The organism is Quyinboa sediminis, from assembly GCF_042219855.1.
In the GTDB taxonomy this organism is placed as follows: Bacteria; Bacteroidota; Bacteroidia; order Bacteroidales; family UBA5342; genus JBHJHP01.
The window spans coordinates 545203-563951 of the sequence record NZ_JBHJHP010000001.1 but is presented as its reverse complement, the minus strand read 5'-3'; the positions used below and the strand labels follow the sequence as shown (position 1 = coordinate 563951).

Annotated in this window: 15 protein-coding genes; 6 read left to right on the top strand and 9 right to left on the bottom strand. The window is 40.1% G+C overall.

Going from position 1 to position 18749, the window contains the following annotated elements:
* Window positions 1-83: 83 nt before the first annotated feature.
* Window positions 84-4100: a lectin-like domain-containing protein gene (locus tag ACE1EF_RS02365; RefSeq protein WP_375719003.1), complete on the bottom strand. Its 4017-nt coding sequence runs from the start codon at window positions 4098-4100 to the stop codon at window positions 84-86.
* A gap of 248 nt (window positions 4101-4348) precedes the next feature.
* Here ACE1EF_RS02365 and ACE1EF_RS02360 point away from each other — a divergent pair, with 248 nt between their 5' ends.
* Both ACE1EF_RS02360 and fmt read left to right on the top strand, forming a co-directional pair.
* Window positions 4349-5233 (top strand): NAD kinase, encoded by an 885-nt coding sequence (locus tag ACE1EF_RS02360; protein ID WP_375719002.1) that lies wholly within the window; start codon window positions 4349-4351, stop codon window positions 5231-5233.
* Window positions 5234-5246: 13 nt separating this feature from the next.
* Entirely contained in the window at window positions 5247-6215 is a 969-nt protein-coding gene (gene fmt / locus ACE1EF_RS02355; RefSeq protein WP_375719001.1) for a methionyl-tRNA formyltransferase, read from the top strand.
* A 77-nt stretch (window positions 6216-6292) separates the two neighbouring features.
* Here the strand turns inward: fmt and ACE1EF_RS02350 are convergent, their stop codons facing one another.
* On the bottom strand, window positions 6293-7939 hold the full coding sequence (locus ACE1EF_RS02350; protein WP_375719000.1) for a hybrid sensor histidine kinase/response regulator: 1647 nt from the start codon (window positions 7937-7939) through the stop codon (window positions 6293-6295).
* A 326-nt stretch (window positions 7940-8265) separates the two neighbouring features.
* Between ACE1EF_RS02350 and ACE1EF_RS02345 the strand changes: the two genes are divergently transcribed.
* Together ACE1EF_RS02345 and truA are read left to right on the top strand one after the other, a co-directional pair.
* The gene (locus ACE1EF_RS02345; protein ID WP_375718999.1) at window positions 8266-8841 is read left to right on the top strand and encodes a superoxide dismutase; all 576 of its coding nucleotides are present in this window, start codon (window positions 8266-8268) and stop codon (window positions 8839-8841) included.
* A gap of 98 nt (window positions 8842-8939) precedes the next feature.
* Window positions 8940-9707 carry a tRNA pseudouridine(38-40) synthase TruA gene (gene truA / locus ACE1EF_RS02340; RefSeq protein WP_375718998.1) on the top strand — a complete coding sequence of 256 codons (768 nt, stop codon included), beginning with the start codon at window positions 8940-8942 and terminating at the stop codon, window positions 9705-9707.
* On the opposite strand, the gene ACE1EF_RS02335 is transcribed toward truA, so the two are convergent.
* The 5 genes from ACE1EF_RS02335 to ACE1EF_RS02315 all read right to left on the bottom strand — a co-directional run bounded on the left by ACE1EF_RS02335 (window position 9676) and on the right by ACE1EF_RS02315 (window position 14658).
* On the bottom strand, window positions 9676-11745 hold the full coding sequence (locus ACE1EF_RS02335) for an ATP-binding protein (protein WP_375718997.1): 2070 nt from the start codon (window positions 11743-11745) through the stop codon (window positions 9676-9678). The two genes, truA and ACE1EF_RS02335, sit on opposite strands and share 32 nt — an antisense overlap.
* A gap of 141 nt (window positions 11746-11886) precedes the next feature.
* Window positions 11887-12195 (bottom strand): hypothetical protein, encoded by a 309-nt coding sequence (locus ACE1EF_RS02330; protein ID WP_375718996.1) that lies wholly within the window; start codon window positions 12193-12195, stop codon window positions 11887-11889.
* A complete protein-coding gene (dtd, locus tag ACE1EF_RS02325; protein WP_375718995.1) occupies window positions 12195-12647 on the bottom strand; it encodes a D-aminoacyl-tRNA deacylase in 453 nt (150 codons plus the stop codon). The genes ACE1EF_RS02330 and dtd overlap by 1 nt, the downstream gene beginning before the upstream one ends.
* 119 nt (window positions 12648-12766) lie before the next feature.
* Complete coding sequence (locus tag ACE1EF_RS02320) at window positions 12767-13402, bottom strand: ribonuclease H1 domain-containing protein (protein WP_375718994.1); 636 nt, start codon at window positions 13400-13402, stop codon at window positions 12767-12769.
* Window positions 13403-13404: 2 nt separating this feature from the next.
* Window positions 13405-14658: a peptidase U32 family protein gene (locus tag ACE1EF_RS02315; RefSeq protein ID WP_375718993.1), complete on the bottom strand. Its 1254-nt coding sequence runs from the start codon at window positions 14656-14658 to the stop codon at window positions 13405-13407.
* Window positions 14659-14767: 109 nt separating this feature from the next.
* On the opposite strand from ACE1EF_RS02315, the gene ACE1EF_RS02310 reads away from it, so the two are divergent.
* Both ACE1EF_RS02310 and ACE1EF_RS02305 read left to right on the top strand, forming a co-directional pair.
* Window positions 14768-15862: a glycosyltransferase family 4 protein gene (locus tag ACE1EF_RS02310; protein WP_375718992.1), complete on the top strand. Its 1095-nt coding sequence runs from the start codon at window positions 14768-14770 to the stop codon at window positions 15860-15862.
* Window positions 15859-16908: a glycosyltransferase gene (locus ACE1EF_RS02305; RefSeq protein ID WP_375718991.1), complete on the top strand. Its 1050-nt coding sequence runs from the start codon at window positions 15859-15861 to the stop codon at window positions 16906-16908. Before ACE1EF_RS02310 ends, ACE1EF_RS02305 begins: the two co-directional genes overlap by 4 nt.
* On the opposite strand, the gene ACE1EF_RS02300 is transcribed toward ACE1EF_RS02305, so the two are convergent.
* Both ACE1EF_RS02300 and ACE1EF_RS02295 read right to left on the bottom strand, forming a co-directional pair.
* Window positions 16903-17838, bottom strand: coding sequence for a glycosyltransferase family protein (locus tag ACE1EF_RS02300; RefSeq protein WP_375718990.1), 936 nt, complete (start codon window positions 17836-17838; stop codon window positions 16903-16905). The two genes, ACE1EF_RS02305 and ACE1EF_RS02300, sit on opposite strands and share 6 nt — an antisense overlap.
* Before the next feature lie 56 nt (window positions 17839-17894).
* Window positions 17895-18749, bottom strand: a complete 855-nt coding sequence (locus ACE1EF_RS02295) for a polysaccharide pyruvyl transferase family protein (protein ID WP_375718989.1) — start codon at window positions 18747-18749, stop codon at window positions 17895-17897.

Genomic DNA, 18749 nt, shown 5'->3' with positions numbered 1-18749 from the left:
AAAGCTTTTGGACAGGAAACCATCCAGGCATAAAAAAAGGGAGGCACTTTATTGCACCTCCCTTCTAATGAGAACGTTTTTGTTTATTGTTTCATAAGCTTCAGATTTGCAACCTGCCTGGAATCCTGAGCTATTCTTATGATATACACTCCTGCTGCCTGATCACTTATATCCAGCTTTTGCTTACCCGAACAATCATCAATTTGACAAATTATTCGACCACTTAAGCCATAAACTGTAACTGTATAGCCCTGACCGTTGTCGACATTAATGGTTGCTATTCCATGTCCAACAGATGGATATATATTCGCCTTAAGTAGTGATGCCGACTTAACTGCATCTGCTGTGCCATAAGGAGTCGGATCTTCATCATCAGGAATACCATCATTATCATCATCAGAATCATTTAGGTCACTTACCTTGTCACCATCATTATCCGGCGGTGTTGAATTCGCGTCCAGAGGATCTGTTCCATTATCCAGCTCATCTGTATCAGAATACCCATCGCCGTCATCATCTGTATCAGCATTGTTTCCTACGCTATCATTATCTGTATCCACACTTTCTGATGCATCCAGCGGGAAAGCATCTTCGGCATCATTCACACCATCATTATCGTCGTCAGGATCATTCAGGTCGCTGATCCTATCATCATCATTGTCAGGAGGCACAGAGCCTGCATTTAAAGGATTGGTTTCGTTAGCAACCTCATCGGCATCGCTGTACCCATCGCCGTCATCATCCGGATCAGCATTGTTTCCTACGCCATCATTATCTGTATCCACACTTTCTGATGCATCCAGCGGGAAAGCATCTTCGGCATCATTCACACCATCATTATCATCGTCAGAATCAGCATTATTACCAATCCCATCATTATCAAAATCCTCTGATTCAGTGGCATCCATGGGGAATTTATCATCCACATCACTCACACCATCGTTATCGTCATCCGGATCATTCAGATCACTAACCTTGTCTCCATCATTATCAGGAGGTACAGAGCCTGCATCCAACGGATCGGTATTATTCGCCACCTCATCAGCATCACCGTAACCATCACCATCATCATCCGGATCCGCATTGTTTCCTACCCCGTCATTATCTGTATCCACCGATTCAGACGCATCCATCGGGAATTTATCCTCTGTATCAACAACACCATCGTTATCGTCATCCGTATCATTCAGGTCACTTACCTTGTCCCCATCATTATCCGGCGGTGTTGAATTCGCATTTAATGGATCTGTTCCATTATCCAGCTCATCTGTATCGGCATATTCATCACCATCATCATCCGGATCGGCATTATTTCCTACACCATCATTATCCGTATCCACACTTTCCGCTGCATCTAACGGGAATGCATCTTCAGCATCAATCACACCATCATTATCGTCGTCAGGATCAGCATTATCACCAATTCCATCGTTATCAAAATCCGTTGATTCTGAAGCATCCATCGGAAATTTATCCTCCGCATCACCAACACCGTCGTTATCATCGTCCGGATCGTTCAGATCGCTCACCTTATCACCATCATTATCCGGCGGCACAGAACCTGCATCCAGCGGATTAGTATCGTTTGCCAGCTCATCAGCATCAGTATAACCGTCCCCGTCATCATCAAAATCAGCATTATTGCCGATACCATCGTTATCTGTATCTATACTTTCTGTCGGATCCTTCGGAAATGCATCATCAACATCCAGCACACCGTCATTATCGTCATCCGGATCATCTTTGTCACTTATTCCATCACCATCCATATCATCCGGAACCGATTCTGCATCCAGCGGATCAGTTTCATTTGACAGTTCTACCACGTCGGGATAACCATCATTGTCATCATCAGTATCGGCATTGTTTCCGGTACCGTCATTATCCGTATCGATCCACTCAGACGCATCCATCGGGAATTCATCTTCTGTATCAATAACACCATCGTTATCATCATCTGCATCATTCAGATCACTAACCTTGTCTCCATCATTGTCAGAAGGCACAGAACCGGCATCCAACGGATTGGTGTTATTGGCCGCCTCATCCGCATCAGAATAGCCGTCACCGTCATCATCCGGATCCGCATTATTTCCTACACCATCATTATCTGTATCCACCGATTCAGACGCATCCATCGGGAATTTATCTTCTGTATCAATTACACCATCGTTATCATCATCCGGATCATTCAGATCACTAACCTTGTCTCCATCATTGTCAGAAGGCACAGAACCGGCATCCAACGAATCGGTATTATTAGCCACCTCATCCGCATCAGAATAGCCGTCACCGTCGTCATCGGTATCTGCATTATTTCCAACTCCATCGTTATCTGTGTCCACCGATTCAGACGCATCCATCGGGAATTTGTCTTCTGTATCAATTACACCATCGTTATCATCATCCGGATCATTCAGATCACTAACCTTGTCCCCATCATTATCAGGAGGTACAGAACCGGCATCCAAAGGATCGGTGTTATTGGCCGCCTCATCCGCATCAGAATAGCTGTCACCATCGTCATCAGTATCTGCATTATTTCCCACGCCGTCATGATCAGTATCCAAACTTTCTGAAGCATCAAGCGGGAATTCATCTGCTGTGTCTATCACGCCATCATTATCATCATCAGTATCGTTCAGATCACTAAGCTTATCACCATCATTATCTGGAGGTACAGAACCTGCATCCAGAGAATCGGTGTTATTGGCCGCCTCATCCGTATCCGAATATCCGTCACCGTCATCATCGGAATCCGCATTATTTCCAATGCCATCATTATCCGTATCCACACTTTCTGATGCATCCATCGGGAAATCATCTGCTGTGTCTATAACTCCATCATTGTCATCATCCGGATCATTGAGATCACTTATTTTATCTCCGTCATTATCGGATGGAACCGATCCGGCATTTAAAGGATCCGTTCCATTATCGGTTTCATCACTATCAAGGAATCCATCACCATCATCGTCGGTATCCGCATTATTACCAATACCGTCATTATCCGTGTCCACCGTTTCAGTTGGGTCATACGGGAAGGCATCCAGTTCATTGATCACACCATCGTTATCATAATCACAGTCAATAAGCGTATACGTGAAGGTCCTGCTGACTGATGCACCATCAGCATCATAAGCTGTTACAGAAATATCCACAACTCCGGACTGACCCGGCTCAGGTACAATATGAATTGTTTTTACCGTATCATCCCCGGTAAATGTGATCTGATCTGATCGTACCAGCGTATCGTTTGACGAGGAAGCCTCAAGATATATTTTTGACGGGAGGGTTTCATCATCGCTGGCAGTAAATGTAAATGCCAACTCCGGAACGGACTCACATGTACTGATATCATCTATATCTGACATATAGGGTAAAGAATTATTAATATGAGAAGTAGCAACATTTACCAGTTCAACCTGCTGCAGGTTTGATACAGCACCTGTAGATGCTGTAAACCCGAAATACACATAATTATCACCACCAAAAACATCATTGATCAAATCAATATTAACAGAACTGATCGTCTGCGCATCATATTTTACCTGAAATTCCTTTTGGGTGGCCTTCCATGAAAATTCTACACTGTGCCACATCCCATCTTCCATCTGAGTAACATTAGATACAGCAACCAATTCTTCATGTGCAGAAGCCAGGTTACTTTTTCCGTTTTTTATGATCGCTATGTGATCTCCTGAAACCGGATCATAAGATGAATTATAATCGGTATCAAATTCAACCGCAAGTGAAGGAGTAATCCCGTTGTAACCCAGGCCACCAGCCTGTGTAGCAAAAACACGATTCGACGTTTTCTGAAGCACAAAAGCAGCTCCGTCTCCACCGGAGTCATTGTCACCAAAATAGATCTTTGCATTTATCTTAAAATTGTAATTAAGATTAACACGCGAAGCAGCCCAGGCAGCACCTGAACTATTTTGTAAATTTTCTGTTAACGTTGCAATATCGACATCAGTCAAATAAGCATCGCCGGCAACCCTTAAATCTTCAACCTGTGAAAAACCACTGAATAGTGGAATATTACAGAGTATCAGAAGAAATAAAATCTTGAGTTTGAGTAGTGAGGATGGATTCATTGCTATAAGATTATGTTAAATATTTTATTTAAATTAATACAAATAAGTACAAATTAACATAATTTTAACTTATAAACCAAATAAATAAGCAAAAACATACTAAAATACATTACGTGTAAATATTATATTAATCTAACATGTATCTACAACAGACAGACCAGGCCGGGCCGGATCATTAATTTGTATGGTTCAAAACTTCTATTACAAATGATTCACTTAATTCTTTTTACATTTGTAAAAAATAAGGTATGAGAATTGCGCTATTTGGAAGAGAAATTACAGAAGAGTATAAGGCACACTTTGGAGAGTTTATCAGACAATGTCAGAAAGCGGAGATCCATTTTGAAATTTCAGAACTTCTTATCGAAGACGTCAAACAACATGGTATAGAGCTTCCTTCCAAAATCAATATTCTGGATCAGCATGCCGATCTGAAGTCTTTCGATTTCGTATTCAGCATCGGTGGTGATGGAACATTTCTGCGTTCGGCAAGACTGGTAGGTGATTCAGGGATTCCAATTATAGGGATCAATACCGGCAGACTGGGTTTTCTTGCAGATGTAACTCTTGCAGAAATTAATGAAATTCTTGATGATATCATCAGCGGAGATTACATTCTTGAAAAGAGAGGCCTGATAAAGCTACACTCTGACTGTAATTCATTTGATAATTGCAATTATGCTCTGAATGACATATCTGTTCTGCGGCGCGATACATCATCGTTAATCGTCATCCATGTTTTTATAGACGATCAGTTTCTCAATTCCTACTGGGCCGATGGACTAATCATATCTACACCTACCGGTTCCACGGCTTATAGCATGAGTGCCGGAGGACCAATCGTCCTGCCCCAGTCCAACAGCCTGGTATTAACACCTCTCGCACCACACAGTCTTACCGTCAGACCACTGGTTATACCGGATGCCCAGAAGATTAAAATTAATATCGAATCCAGGTCCTCAAACTATCTTGTATCTGTGGATTCTCATTCCATGGCCTTTGATATCAACAAAGAACTTCTGATTACCAAAGCCGACTTTACCATCAATGTTCTCAAACGCAAAAACAACGACTTTTACGAAACATTGCGTAACAAACTATTATGGGGACAGGATAAACGCAATCAATCTTAAAAAAGACAATTTTATGGACAGGAAAGATTTCAGGATTGTATTTATGGGAACACCTGAATTTGCTACGGGTAGTTTAAAGGCTCTTGTTGAGAACGGGTATAATATAGCTGGTGTTGTAACCGTACCGGATAAACCTGCAGGAAGAGGCCAGAAGTTAATTGAATCTGACGTTAAAAAATATGCTGTGTCAAAGCAGATACCTGTTTTACAGCCGGAAAAGCTGAAATCCGAAGATTTTCTGAATCAGTTAAGAGCCCTCAAACCGGATCTTCAGGTAGTAGTGGCCTTCAGAATGTTGCCGGAAGTAGTATGGTCTTTACCCACACACGGAACCTTTAATCTGCACGCCTCGTTACTTCCACAGTATCGCGGTGCTGCTCCTGTCAACCGTGCGGTAATGAACGGAGAAAAAAAATCGGGCGTGACCACCTTCTTTATTGATGAAAAGATTGATACGGGTGAAATTATTCAACAAAAGGCCGTAAGTATTACAGATGATATGAATGCCGGTGAGCTCCATGATTTGCTGATGGAAACCGGTGCAGAGCTTGTCATCGAAACGGTGCAGAGCATTATTGACGGAACAGTAAAAACACAGCCACAAGGTTCATATTTTTCTGATGAAACAGAATTAAAAAGTGCACCTAAGATTTTCAGGGATGATTGTAAAATTGACTGGGATCAACAGGGGCACAAAATTTATAACCATATCCGGGGCTTAAGCCCGTATCCTGCGGCCTGGACACAGCTTCGTTTTGATGATGAGTCAAAAAACACCAGTGCAAAAATATACAAGTCTGTTTTTCAACCGGATACACAATCTAAACCGGGTCAGCTTGTAACAGATAACAAAACCTATTTGAAAATTGGGTGCAGAGATGGATGGATCAGCATTAAAGAAATTCAACTTGCCGGAAAAAAGCGCATGCCCGTTGAAGATCTGCTGAGAGGATACCATTTTGAACATGCCGTTGCAGAATAACCGAAACCGTTCCAACTTACTAAAGGTATTGAACCCAATTCAGTATCTGCTTTATTAAAAGGTGAATTTTCGCAGTTTCAATTAGTACCCCTCATCGTTCTGGCAATAAGATCAAGGATGTTTTTCTTAATGATGGGTTTTGATATGTAGCCATCCGCCCCGGCGTTTACGAATCGCTGCTTTTCTTCACTCAGTGCATAGGCGGTCTGAACGATGATTTTACTGCTGATCTTTTTACTTTTTAGTTTTATCAGCGCTTCATAACCATCCATTTCAGGCATATTTATATCCAGTAAAATCAAGGCCGGCTCCTCTGTATCAGTTAATTTAAGCAGTTCTTTACCATTTTTGGCCCGTTCTATTGAGGCATTAAAACCGCTCAGTAACTCACGCAAATACAAATAGGAGGCTTCATCATCTTCTGCTATGATTATGGTCATACCTTCCATGTTCAGCGCAGCATTGTCAGAAATTGTCTTTTCTGCCTTTTTTGTATTTCCTGACACAAAGGGAATGGCAAACGAAAAGACGGAACCTGCGTTCACCTTTGAACTTACATAAATATCACCACCCAACAACTCCACAAGGCCCTTACTGATACTTAAACCAAGTCCTGCCCCAACCTGATCCTCAGAATTGCCGGCTCTGTAAAACCTGTTAAATATCTGCTGCAGGTTTTCCGTAGGAATGCCACATCCGGTATCCTTTACATAAAATTCAACGAATGGCTTTTGGTCGTAATGTTTAATATTGAACCCAAAATCAATAAAGCCCCTGTCGGTAAATTTAACCGCATTCGTAAGCAGGTAAATCAGGATTTGTTTAATCCGTTCAGAATCGCTGAACACATTTATGTCACGGTTTTTTTCTGTAAAATTCAGCCTTAGCTCAACATCCTTCTTTTGCAGTTTAACCGGATCATTACTGATAACATTATAACAATAAGAACAGATTTCGATCATGTTGCATTCTGCACGATTAATCTTTAACTGTCCGGCATCCAGCTTGGACAGATCGATGACATCATTTATGGTTTTGAGCAGCTGATTACCTGATTCCTTGATTGTGCCAAGGTAGTTTCTCTTTTGTTCATCTGAAATTCCCCGATCGGCCAGTAAATTTGAAAATCCGATGATCGAATTCATCGAGGTGCGGATTTCATGGCTCATATCCGCCAGAAAGGTAGATTTATGCAAGTCACTCTGACGTGCTTTATCCCTTTCAGAAAGTATTTTAGACTCGTATTCCTTCTGAGAATTAACATCCACTATATTCAACCAGAATTCATTTCCGTCTGTATCATTGTGATTGAATTTCCCCAGAATACGAACAAATAACGCTTTGCCGTCTGCGCTTTTCAGCTTTACTTCACAAAAGCCTAAATCAGACATAGAACGAACCTGTTCCATGTAATAATTAAAGATCTCTTTATAATCAGGAACAATATAGTCAGTAAACAATGCGGACCGTAAATTTTCTTTAGTCTTTCCCAGTAAATCAATCCCTTTATGGTTAACATCGAGAATACGGTATGTTTCATTAAGAACCAGGTAAACAACCGGAGCCTTCTGAAAAAGCGTATAGTAAGTCATGGATTCTACCCTGGAAGATCGACTGTCACCAACCATTTTATTTAAAAGTGTCTCCAGAATGACAATATAATCCTGCGGATCAATCTTAGGCTTTAATCCCAGAATACGCTGATACTCATTTATAATTTCCATATCGAAAATCTATCAAAGTATAAATTACAGTTCATCACTAATGATAAATATTACTTTCAATGCCGGATAATCTGAAATTACACTGCTTAAATATAGCAATTTCTTTTGCTTTCAAAAAGATACCGTTGATCACTTTCTCCTACAGAACAATACGGTCAAAAGTAACACTTACCTATTATATGTTAACACAATTTAAACGTTAAACCGCTTAAAAAGCCTTACCTTAGCAGGTGCGTTATAAAGCAAACAACATTTTTTTATGTCCTTATAATGCAGCATATTACGAAAGAAAGTTTCTAATATTAATAATTTAAAACAAAAAGATCATGAAATTTGAACTCCCACCATTACCCTATGCATTAGATGCTCTGGCTCCTCACATTGACAAAAAAACTCTGGAGTTTCATCACGGAAAGCACCATCAGGCTTACGTTAATAATCTGAACAACCTGATTGAAGGAACAAAATACGCGGATATGAGTCTTGAAAAGATTATTAAATCTTCAGAAGGCGGCGTTTTTAACAATGCAGCTCAAATCTGGAATCACACGTTTTATTTTGCCCAGTTTTCACCTGATGGACCCAAAATTCCGGGCGGTAAATTAGCTGAAGCTATCGATAAGGACTTTGGTTCATTCGAAGCATTTAAAGAAAAATTCAGTAAAGCTGCAGCCACATTGTTTGGATCTGGCTGGGCCTGGCTGGTTGAAAATAGCAACGGAAAACTGGAAATTATCCAAAGCAGCAATGCAGGCAACCCGCTCACAGACAGCATGAAGCCACTTTTAACCTGTGATGTCTGGGAACATGCATATTACCTGGACTATCAGAACAAACGTCCCGATTACATTCAGGCATTCTGGAATGTTATAGACTGGAATATTATTGCAGATCGCTATTAAACGATCTGAAACACCTTAATCAGGCTGTCCGCAGAAAATGAACCGGGCAGCCTTTTTTATTTGTTTTTGGTATATTTGACAGATTTTTATTTTAGTCTATGCGTTACAGGTATTTTACAGAACTGGCATACAACGGAGCTTCTTTTCATGGATGGCAAATACAACCTAATGCAACTTCGGTGCAGGAAACCCTGGAAAAAGCTTTTTCTCTTATAACCCGGCAAAACATTCAGATAACCGGATGCGGAAGAACGGATACCGGCGTACATGCAAGGTATTATGTGGCTCATTTCGATACTGAAGAGGCATTATCTGAACCAACACAACTTATGTATCAGCTCAACCGTTATCTGGGAGCTGACATCGTTATTTATTCCATATCGGCTGTTGATTCTGAGACTCATGCCCGCTTTCATGCAGTTGAAAGAGCGTATGAATATCATATAATTTTACGTAAAGACCCGTTTCTAAAGGACACAACACTTCATTTACCCTATGAACCGGACGTTGAAAGCATGAACAAAAGTGCCAAATTGCTTCTTGATTATACTGATTTCACATCATTCAGCAAACTACATACCGATGTAAAAACGAATGACTGCAAAATACTCAGGGCAGAATGGGTGAACAGGTCATCGCATGACCTGGTATTTCATATCAGAGCAGACCGGTTTCTGAGGAACATGGTAAGAGCCATTGTGGGTACCTTACTTGAGGTAGGAAAAAACAGGATGACACCGGAAGAATTTGAGAATGTCATTGTAAGCCGTAACCGCAGTAAAGCCGGAACATCTGTTCCCGGGCATGCCCTGTTTTTAACTGATGTGGTTTATCCTAAACATTTGTTTCAACGCGTAACGGATTAACTTCAATATTTACTTTTGGAAGTTTAAAGCCAAACCGGCTTCCCTCTCCCGGTTTACTTTCAACAAATACATCGCCGTTCAGGCGTTCCACAATCCGTTTTACGATTGAGAGCCCCAGACCATGGCCGTTCTTGTCATATTTGATCCTGACATATTCCTTAAACAATGCATCCATTTTATCTTCGGGGATCCCAAAACCGTTATCATCAACCCAAAACTGAACATAGGCATCATATTCCCTGTAACCAATTCTGATTTCAGCAGGATCTCCTCCGTATTTAAGCGCATTGGAGATCAGGTTTACCCAAACAACTTCCAGCCAGGGCCCGTGAGATTTGATTTCCGGCATAATTTCCGGTATGTTGATTTTCGCTTTTTGGGAACGGATCATTTCATCAAGACTGGTAACAGATCTGCTTACAACATCTTTCATCCGGCAGTACTCCAGCCTGACCTTTTCCTTTCTTACGCCCGAAAGCAGTAGCAATGTATCAATAATCTGCAACATTTTTTCTGATTGCAAATTGATCCTGCGCAGATATTCGGACTTCTCTTCATCATCAAAAATATGTCCTTCATTCACCAGCAGCTCAGAGAAGCCCATTACAGCATTCAGTGGGTTTTTCAAATCGTGAGCAACGGAATGGGCAAATGCATCAAGTTCTCTGTTTATCTCTTCAAGTCTGACAGACCGCTCCTTTAATTCCCGTTCAGCACATTTTAAAGAGGTAATATCCACAATGGCAAATATTAAGCCATCCGTCAGATCTTTTCGGTTCAGGGGGACTGCCTGAAGAAGCACCTCAAGCACTTTACCATCTTTATTCTTCAGTTTGGTTTCTATGGATCCAAATCCCTTTTGATGCAATTCAGGATACAACTGGCTTCCTATCTTCTTATATTCATTTTTATCTGCATAAAACATCATCGTATCATTGTATATAACCTCAATAGCATCATAGCCTAAAATAGCCGTGGCAGCTTCATTAACCCATACCACCCTTCTGTTCCTTATTAAGGTTATCCCAATGGGTGATGAAGTCAGAATGGTGTTCACCAGGCGATCCTTGTTCTTCAACTCAATTTCAGTGTTTTTTCTGATTTGAATTTCATTTTCAAGATCACTGGTTCTTTGCGCAACAAGCTTTTCGAGGCTTTGCTTATGTTCTTTTAATTCAGTAAATGAAATGCTTGTATAGAATAAAGTTATTGTAGCAATAAATGCAAAGACCATAAATATCATAAATCCTTTATCGGCCATCTCATTAGAAAAAACAGTCATTTGATGGGTTGACAACCACATTACCAGAATCAGAACCACCAAATGAAACGGAATCAGCTTTTTAATATCAATATAATAAGCCGCTATAATCGCTGCGGGGGTAACAATTACAAATAAAAAATTGTTATTAATTGCCTTTGCTGCAACAAACGGGATAAGATAGCTGCCCACCAGTATCACAATTTCCTTTGGTGGGATCATTTTCAACGATTTAATACTGTAAATCAGCGGTCCGAAAAGGAATAACCCCAATGCATCCGCAATGGATATTCTGAGAACGTTGTACATGATCTCCTGCGTACTGACCCGGCCTGCATATAACTCATTGAGCAGTACGTATCCCCAACTGGTCAGGATGGCCGGAATAATAGCTATATACAACAGAAACTGAAATACATCAAAACCCTGCTGAAAAAGTGCCCGCCCTTTTTTCTGCTCCAGTTTATCCCAGATTACCCAGGCCATAAGCGGCTGTGTTGTTTTTATGACAGAACTTAAAGTTACGGCAGTGTAAAACAGATAATTCCCCGGTTGCGGATTGTTTATTCTGAACAATAAAAGCTGCAGGATAATATTGGATAATACCATAAAGGGCAGTGCCGTTTTCCCATAGCGTGCCAGCATAATAAATCCAAAACCTCCGGCTAACCATAGAGAGAAGTAACCATCAACCGGTATATAAATGTTGTTAAAACAGACAATTCCGATAAGAATGTAAAGAAAACTGTATAGTGACAGAAATTTTAAATTCTTCATGAGTAGTAGGATTGATTTGCATACAAAACTACTAATTTAACTTTTATTTAACAAGTATTAATTTAAAATTTACTTATTTAAATAACTATTTAACATGTAATAAACATGAAAACGACTTAGTACTAAGGATATAAATACAACTTACAGGTAAAAAGAAATTTCAACAAGCCCTTTAATTTTATCATTTTCCATCCAGGGAGACTGATGAATGACCTTTCTTCGGCCATCCTTTTTGTCATTTATATAAGTATGTGGTTGACCGGTTTTCATTTGCTCCTTAATCATCTCCCTGGAAACAGCATTATGGCAATCCAGCAGATTCTGACCTATTAGCCCCTCACCCCCGTATTTCTCAAATTCTTTGATTGAGGTTTCATTCATGTATACAATAATGAAATCTCTGTTACAAACCGTTACGGCACCATCGAATTCTTTTATCCAGTCAAACATCAGGCTTTATTTTTCGTATCAATAATTATTGTTACAGGTCCGTCATTTAGTAATTCCACTTTCATATCGGCCCCAAAAATGCCTCTTCCCACCTCCTTACCCAGTTGAGCAGAGAGATTACCGCAAAATGCCTCATACAAAGGTATAGCTTTATCAGGGCCGGCTGCTTTGATGTATGAAGGACGATTTCCTTTTTTGGTCTGGGCATGCAGTGTAAACTGACTTACAACCAAAGCTTCACCTTTTGTTTCCAAAAGCGATCTGTTCATAACGCCTTCATCATCCGGAAATATCCTAAGATTAGTTATCTTCTTTGACAACCATTCTACGTCTTCATGAGAATCTGTATTCTCAATTCCCAAAAGAATCAGGGCACCCTTTTTAATGGAAGAAACAAGATTTTCATCTACTGTTACCGATGCCTTGCTTACCCTTTGAATTACTGCCCTCATATGTTAATTATGAATTTTAAAACAGGTAATAGAAATTTTATCCTGAATCTTATGTCTTACGTCTTACGTCTTATGTCTTACATCCTGTGTCTTACGTCTTACGTCTCATTGACACATACTTACTTTCGACCAAAATCTGCAGGTATTTCGCCCCAGTTCCTGGTGTCCCATTTAAGGATTTTTGTGTCATACGAATTTGATCTGAGCCATATTTCAGCTCTTTTGATCAGTTCAAAAATCCTGGCATTTTTACTGGTCTGAGTCAGTTTTGTATTACACCGTTTTTTTCTGATCCAGGCCAATGCATTTTTACTATCCGTATACACCGGCATGTCAAGCTTTTTTTGTTTGAGCCATGCCAGTGCATGAACCAGAGCCAGAAATTCACCAATATTATTGGTACCTTCCTCATGTGGTCCCTGCCTGAAGATTTCCGTCCCGGAATATGTATATACGCCCCGGTATTCCATTTTACCCGGATTCCCGCTGCAGGCTGCATCAACAGCTATACTGTCGGCAATTGGTCCATCCGGTTTTTCAAATAACTCTATGTTTATTTCACTTACTTCTTTATTACCAACTGTATTTTCCGGTCCTTTTTGATAGGCTATTTCCGCTAGCTCCTTCGTCTTATATCCTTTATACCTGGCACCTTCAAATCCATGAACCTGAGCTTTGCATTTCTCCCATGAATCATAAATACCGGGATTGTTTCCAACCCAGACAACGTAATAGTTGTTTTTGCTTTTTCCCATAATCAACGAGGTAAGGTTTTGGCATCAACCATTTTATACAATTTATCGGATCGTCTTATTTTTTCCGGAACCGAAATCGAAAACCGTTCCCCTTTTCTTGTTATCTGAACCGGTTCCAGATCAACGCGAAGTTCATCTACAGTCATTTCTATTACGCCGGTTGTTGGACCGGTAATTAATATTTCGTCCCCGACAGAAAGATCCATGGCGTCCATCTGGAATTCTGCTACACCCAGCTTTGAAAAATAATTTGTCCCTTTCCCAATATATATTCGTCTCTTTGTAGCCTCTGATCCATAATTGGCACTCCATTCCCCGAGCCGTTGACCAAGATAATAACCGTCCCAGAAGCCGCGATTAAAAACCGTTTTCAGACGTTTATCCCAATCCGCAATTTTGTCTTCTGTAAATGAATCATCCAGCCAGGCTTCCACTGCCTCACGGTAACACGAAACTGTAGTTTTTACATACTCAGCACTACGGGCCCTACCCTCGATCTTAAGTACCCTGACACCTGAATCCAGAATTTTATTTAAAAAATGAATAGTCTTCAGATCCTTGGGCGACATGATGTATTCATTATCAATATCCAGTTCAATACCGGTTTCCTTGTCTGTCACATTATAGCCTTTACGGCAAACCTGCATACAGTTTCCGCGGTTCGCACTGGCATTCATTTCATGAAGACTCAAGTAACATTTTCCTGAAACCGCCATACATAGTGCACCATGCACAAACATTTCAAGCCGGATTGGTTTTCCTCCGGGTCCGCATAAATTATTCTGCGTAATCTGTATGTACATTTGAGCCACCTGTTCAAGGTTTAGTTCCCTTGCTAATACTGCCACATCGGCAAAATGGGCATAAAACTGCAGGGATTCATAGTTCGTAATATTAAGCTGAGTAGATAAATGCACTTCCACACCGGCGCTGTTGGCATATTGCATCACAGCCACATCGGAAGCAATTACAGCAGAGATGCCTGATTCTTTCGCCGCGTTGACATAACTGCGCATCTGATTCAGGTCGTTATCGTACATTACCGTATTTAAGGTGAGATACGTTTTAATGTGATGCTTTTTTGCGATGGAAACAATCTCGTGCAAATCATCAACAGTAAAGTTTAAAGACGATCTTGAACGCATATTCAGACTCCCGATACCAAAGTATACAGAGTCTGCACCTCCCTGTATGGCAGCCATCAGTGACTCAAATGAACCAACCGGCGCCATTATTTCTATATCTTCCCGCTTCATATTCTTTTAAACTGGCACAAAATTACGACTTGTTTTTGCTCTGTGCAACCCTGCAAAGATATTGGGTAAAACCTGTAAAGCTGTTATATTTGCTGTGAAAATACCTTTTATGAACATACTCTTCATAAATTCACTCAGAAAAAACCGCTGGGGTGGCGGTGAAAAATGGATGGTGGAAGCCGCTGCGGGGCTATCAGCTCTGGGGCATCATACCATTGTTGGATGTTTAAAAAATTCCTTCATAGAACATAAAGCAGTTCAAAAGGGTGTTGAAACCATTGAATTTGGAATTCCGTCGGATATCAGTTTTTTATCCATTCCCAAATTAAAAAAAATCCTCATAAACAGTCATATTGACGTATTGGTGTGCTGTCAGAATAAGGATGTCAAAATCGGAGGACGGGCAGCCCGACAGGCAGGAACTAAAGCTGTATTTTCACGACAGGGACTGCAGCTGTTTACAAATAAGCGAAAATATAAATACCCGTTTACCCGACTTATCGATGGAATCATCACCAATACACATTCCATAAAACAGATTTACGAATCGTTTGGCTGGTTTCCAAACGATTTTATACATGTTATATACAATGGAATGTCTATGCCTGAAATCGATAAAACAGTTAACAGGCAAAGGCTTTTTGGCACAACAAAAGATGAAAAAATCATATTCTCAGCCGGACGATTGTCAGAGCAGAAGGGATTCAGTTTCCTGATTGATGCTGCAAAGATGTGTAAAAATAAAAACCCGGATTTCCGGTTTTTCATTGCAGGATCGGGTAAACTGGAGTCGGAATTAAAAACCAGTGTACAGCAACTTGGTCTTGAACGACATGTACATTTTATTGGATTTATTGAAGATCTGTCCGCGTATTATCAGGCTGCTGATGTGTTTGTGCTTCCATCGCTTTACGAGGGTATGCCCAATGTGGTAATGGAAGCAATGGCGCACGGGACACCTGCTATAGCAACACGGGTGAACGGTGCTGAAGAACTTATAAAAAATGAAATAAACGGCTATCTTATAGAACCGGAATCGGCCGGAGAAATTGTCGAAAAACTGGAATTATACTTTTCTGATCACACAAACCGTAAAGAAATGGGAAAAGCTGCAAGAACCCATATATCAAAGCATTTTACCACTGAAGTCATGAGCAGAAAACTGGAATCTTTGTTTTTAAACCAACTTAATACTACAACATGAATATCCTGTTTGTATGTTCGGCAAAATCATGGGGAGGAAATGAAAAATGGACAACCATGGCGATGAAAACACTTTCGGAACAGCATCATATATTTTTCTTTGGACGCAAAAAAAAGCTGGCTGAAAATTTTGGATCAGGATATATAAAAGCCTTTGCGCCTATGATTGCCTACTTTGATCTGTACTCCTTTTTCAAAGCCTGGCATTTTGTAAAAAGGAACAGGATTGACTGCATTGTCAGTACTAAAAAGAAGGAATATTTTATCTTCGGCATCATATCGCGTATAATGAAGATCAGGCATCTGATCCGGCTGGGCATCGTCAGGGATATGAATCGCCCGCTATGGCATAATCTGGTTTACAACAAACTCAATGATGGTATTATTGCCAATGCCCACCGGATTGAAAAAAATCTGAGATCTGCGCCGTTTATGATGAACAAACCGGTTTTTGTCCTTTATAATGCAATTCCAGGCCTCTCGGGTTTATTAAGCATTAAAAAAGAAGTGCCTGATAAGTTTACCATTATCAGCACTGGTATGCTGACCAGAAGAAAAGGATTTCATATTCTTACAGAAGCCGTTGCAGCTCTACCTGATAACATGAAACAAAACATTAAAGTAGTTTACATCGGACAGGGACGTGAAAAAGAGGACCTGGAAACCCAGATTAGTTCATCTGTTTTGAACCAAACGATTAAACTTGCCGGCTTTCAAAAAGAACCTTCATCATTTCTTAGAAAAGCCTCACTGTTTGTATTATTATCAGAAAACGAAGGGATTTCCAATGCTCTGCTTGAAGCCATGGCATGTGGCGTTCCTGTATTGACAACTGATTCAGGGGGTTCTACCGAGTTTATAGACTCCGGTCAAAATGGTTTTATTGTAGAGCGTAATGCTGAAACTGTCGCAAACAAACTAATTGAATTGATACAAATGCCAAATAATATTTTAAAGGATATTGGGAAATCAGGACAGAAAACGGTTTCGGGATTGTTCGCCGAAGAAGTCTTTCGTAAAAACCTGTTTGAAATATTCAATTCATGAACAACACCTGATTCTGCTCGTCAGGTAATCCAGCATTCGCGATGCCTGGTTCTCACATGAATAATAGTTTTTCAACCTGCTGATATCCGGATCGCGTTTTTTCAGTTCGTTAATGCAGGCCTCTACATCGTCGTTAAAATCTTCCAGAAAAACGATACCATCGTAATACCCGGCCAGTTTAACATAGGATGGAATTTTATTCGCAATTACCGGAATACCCAGGCTGGCAAATACGAGCGCTTTATGTGAACTGTGACCCGAATTATAGGCCTCATCAATATCACGTGGCAGAAAACCAATATCGCATTTTAATAATGCTTCAGGAAATGAATTGTAGTCCCAGTCAATAAATTCGTATTTAAATTCCAGGGGAACATCTTTGATATAATCCTTTGTAATTAATCTTGTTCTACCGTCAATTACTTCCTTATATTTGTTCAGATATATGGCTTTATGCGGTACCCCTGACCATCCAAAAATCGGATTATCAAAATTTATTTTCTCTTTTACTTTATTAAAGTGTTCAAAATCGACCGGATCATCCATCACAAATACCGATTTTGCATGCGGTGCAGCTTTTTCTGCAATCTTATCTGAAGCACAGATGATACCGTCACAAATAGCAGCAATTTTATGGGCAGCTTCAAGCCGTTTACTGTTGATTTCCTCGTGTTCGTCAAAAATGTTAATGCAGGTATCAAAATAAATATTGCGCGAGATAAATCGCAGGTATTGCATGAACCTGTAGTATTTAGGTTTGGGTTTTCTGAAAAAGATTGCAAAATCGTAGGTTTTAAATGGTTTATTAATATAAACTTCTATTCCCAGTTCTTTATAATACTTTTCCATCTGCAACACTCTTATCCAGTGTGATGCAGCAGCCTTATTAAAATCAGTGGTCTTTTTCGGAAAAAACAGGCCCAGTTTCATATATAATTCGATTTATTTTTCACAAATATACAATTACTGTAAAAAGATCTGAATATTCATAAACCCAGATAGTCAAATACCTTTTCCGAAAAACCGGTGTTGCGTTCACGACATATTTCAAGGGCATCATCATGAATAACAGCTTTACCCAAATGGTTCTGAAATGAACTGAAATCCGTATGTGGTACCGAAAACCTGAAATTGAACATTTTAGTAGAATTTGGCACGACAAGGACTTTCTTTTTCATCAGAATGCTCCAGTACATACCGTGATAGCTGTCAGTTACAATATATTCTGATTCTCCGATGAATTTCGTCACTTTCTCAAAGGAACTATCGTTATATATGACCGGATGATCCGATTCCTGAAGGTTATCAAAACTATGGTGCTTTATAATGCCAATCTCCTGTTTTATTTCATATTTTTTATCCAGATTACTACTCATACAACTGGCACATGGAACCCATTCATGCTTGTTGATATCACGGGCACCAAACAGTTTAATACCGGACATGTCATGAGAGTATTTTTGCTGATAATAATCGTATGAACCCATGTTGGGATCATTATGTCCGATTCCCCAGAACACAACTTTACGGCCTTTTTCAGCCAGGTGAAGGAAGAAGTCTATAGAATGGCGAAATCCTTTTCGCTCCAGGAAACCACCACCACCCACTACTACGTTATTCTGAGCAATTTCGTTGGTCCATTGCAAATAATCTGTCTTTTCACGGTAACCCAGAATATCCATCCGGTTACTGCTTAATTCTGGAAAATAAAGATAGGGTGCAGAAACATTGTCGCCTACATTATTAGTATTGAACCGATGAATATTTATCACACCATCATATTTCACATCACTGTGTTCAATATGACGGAATTTTCTTTTTAATAAGTAATTCCTCAACAT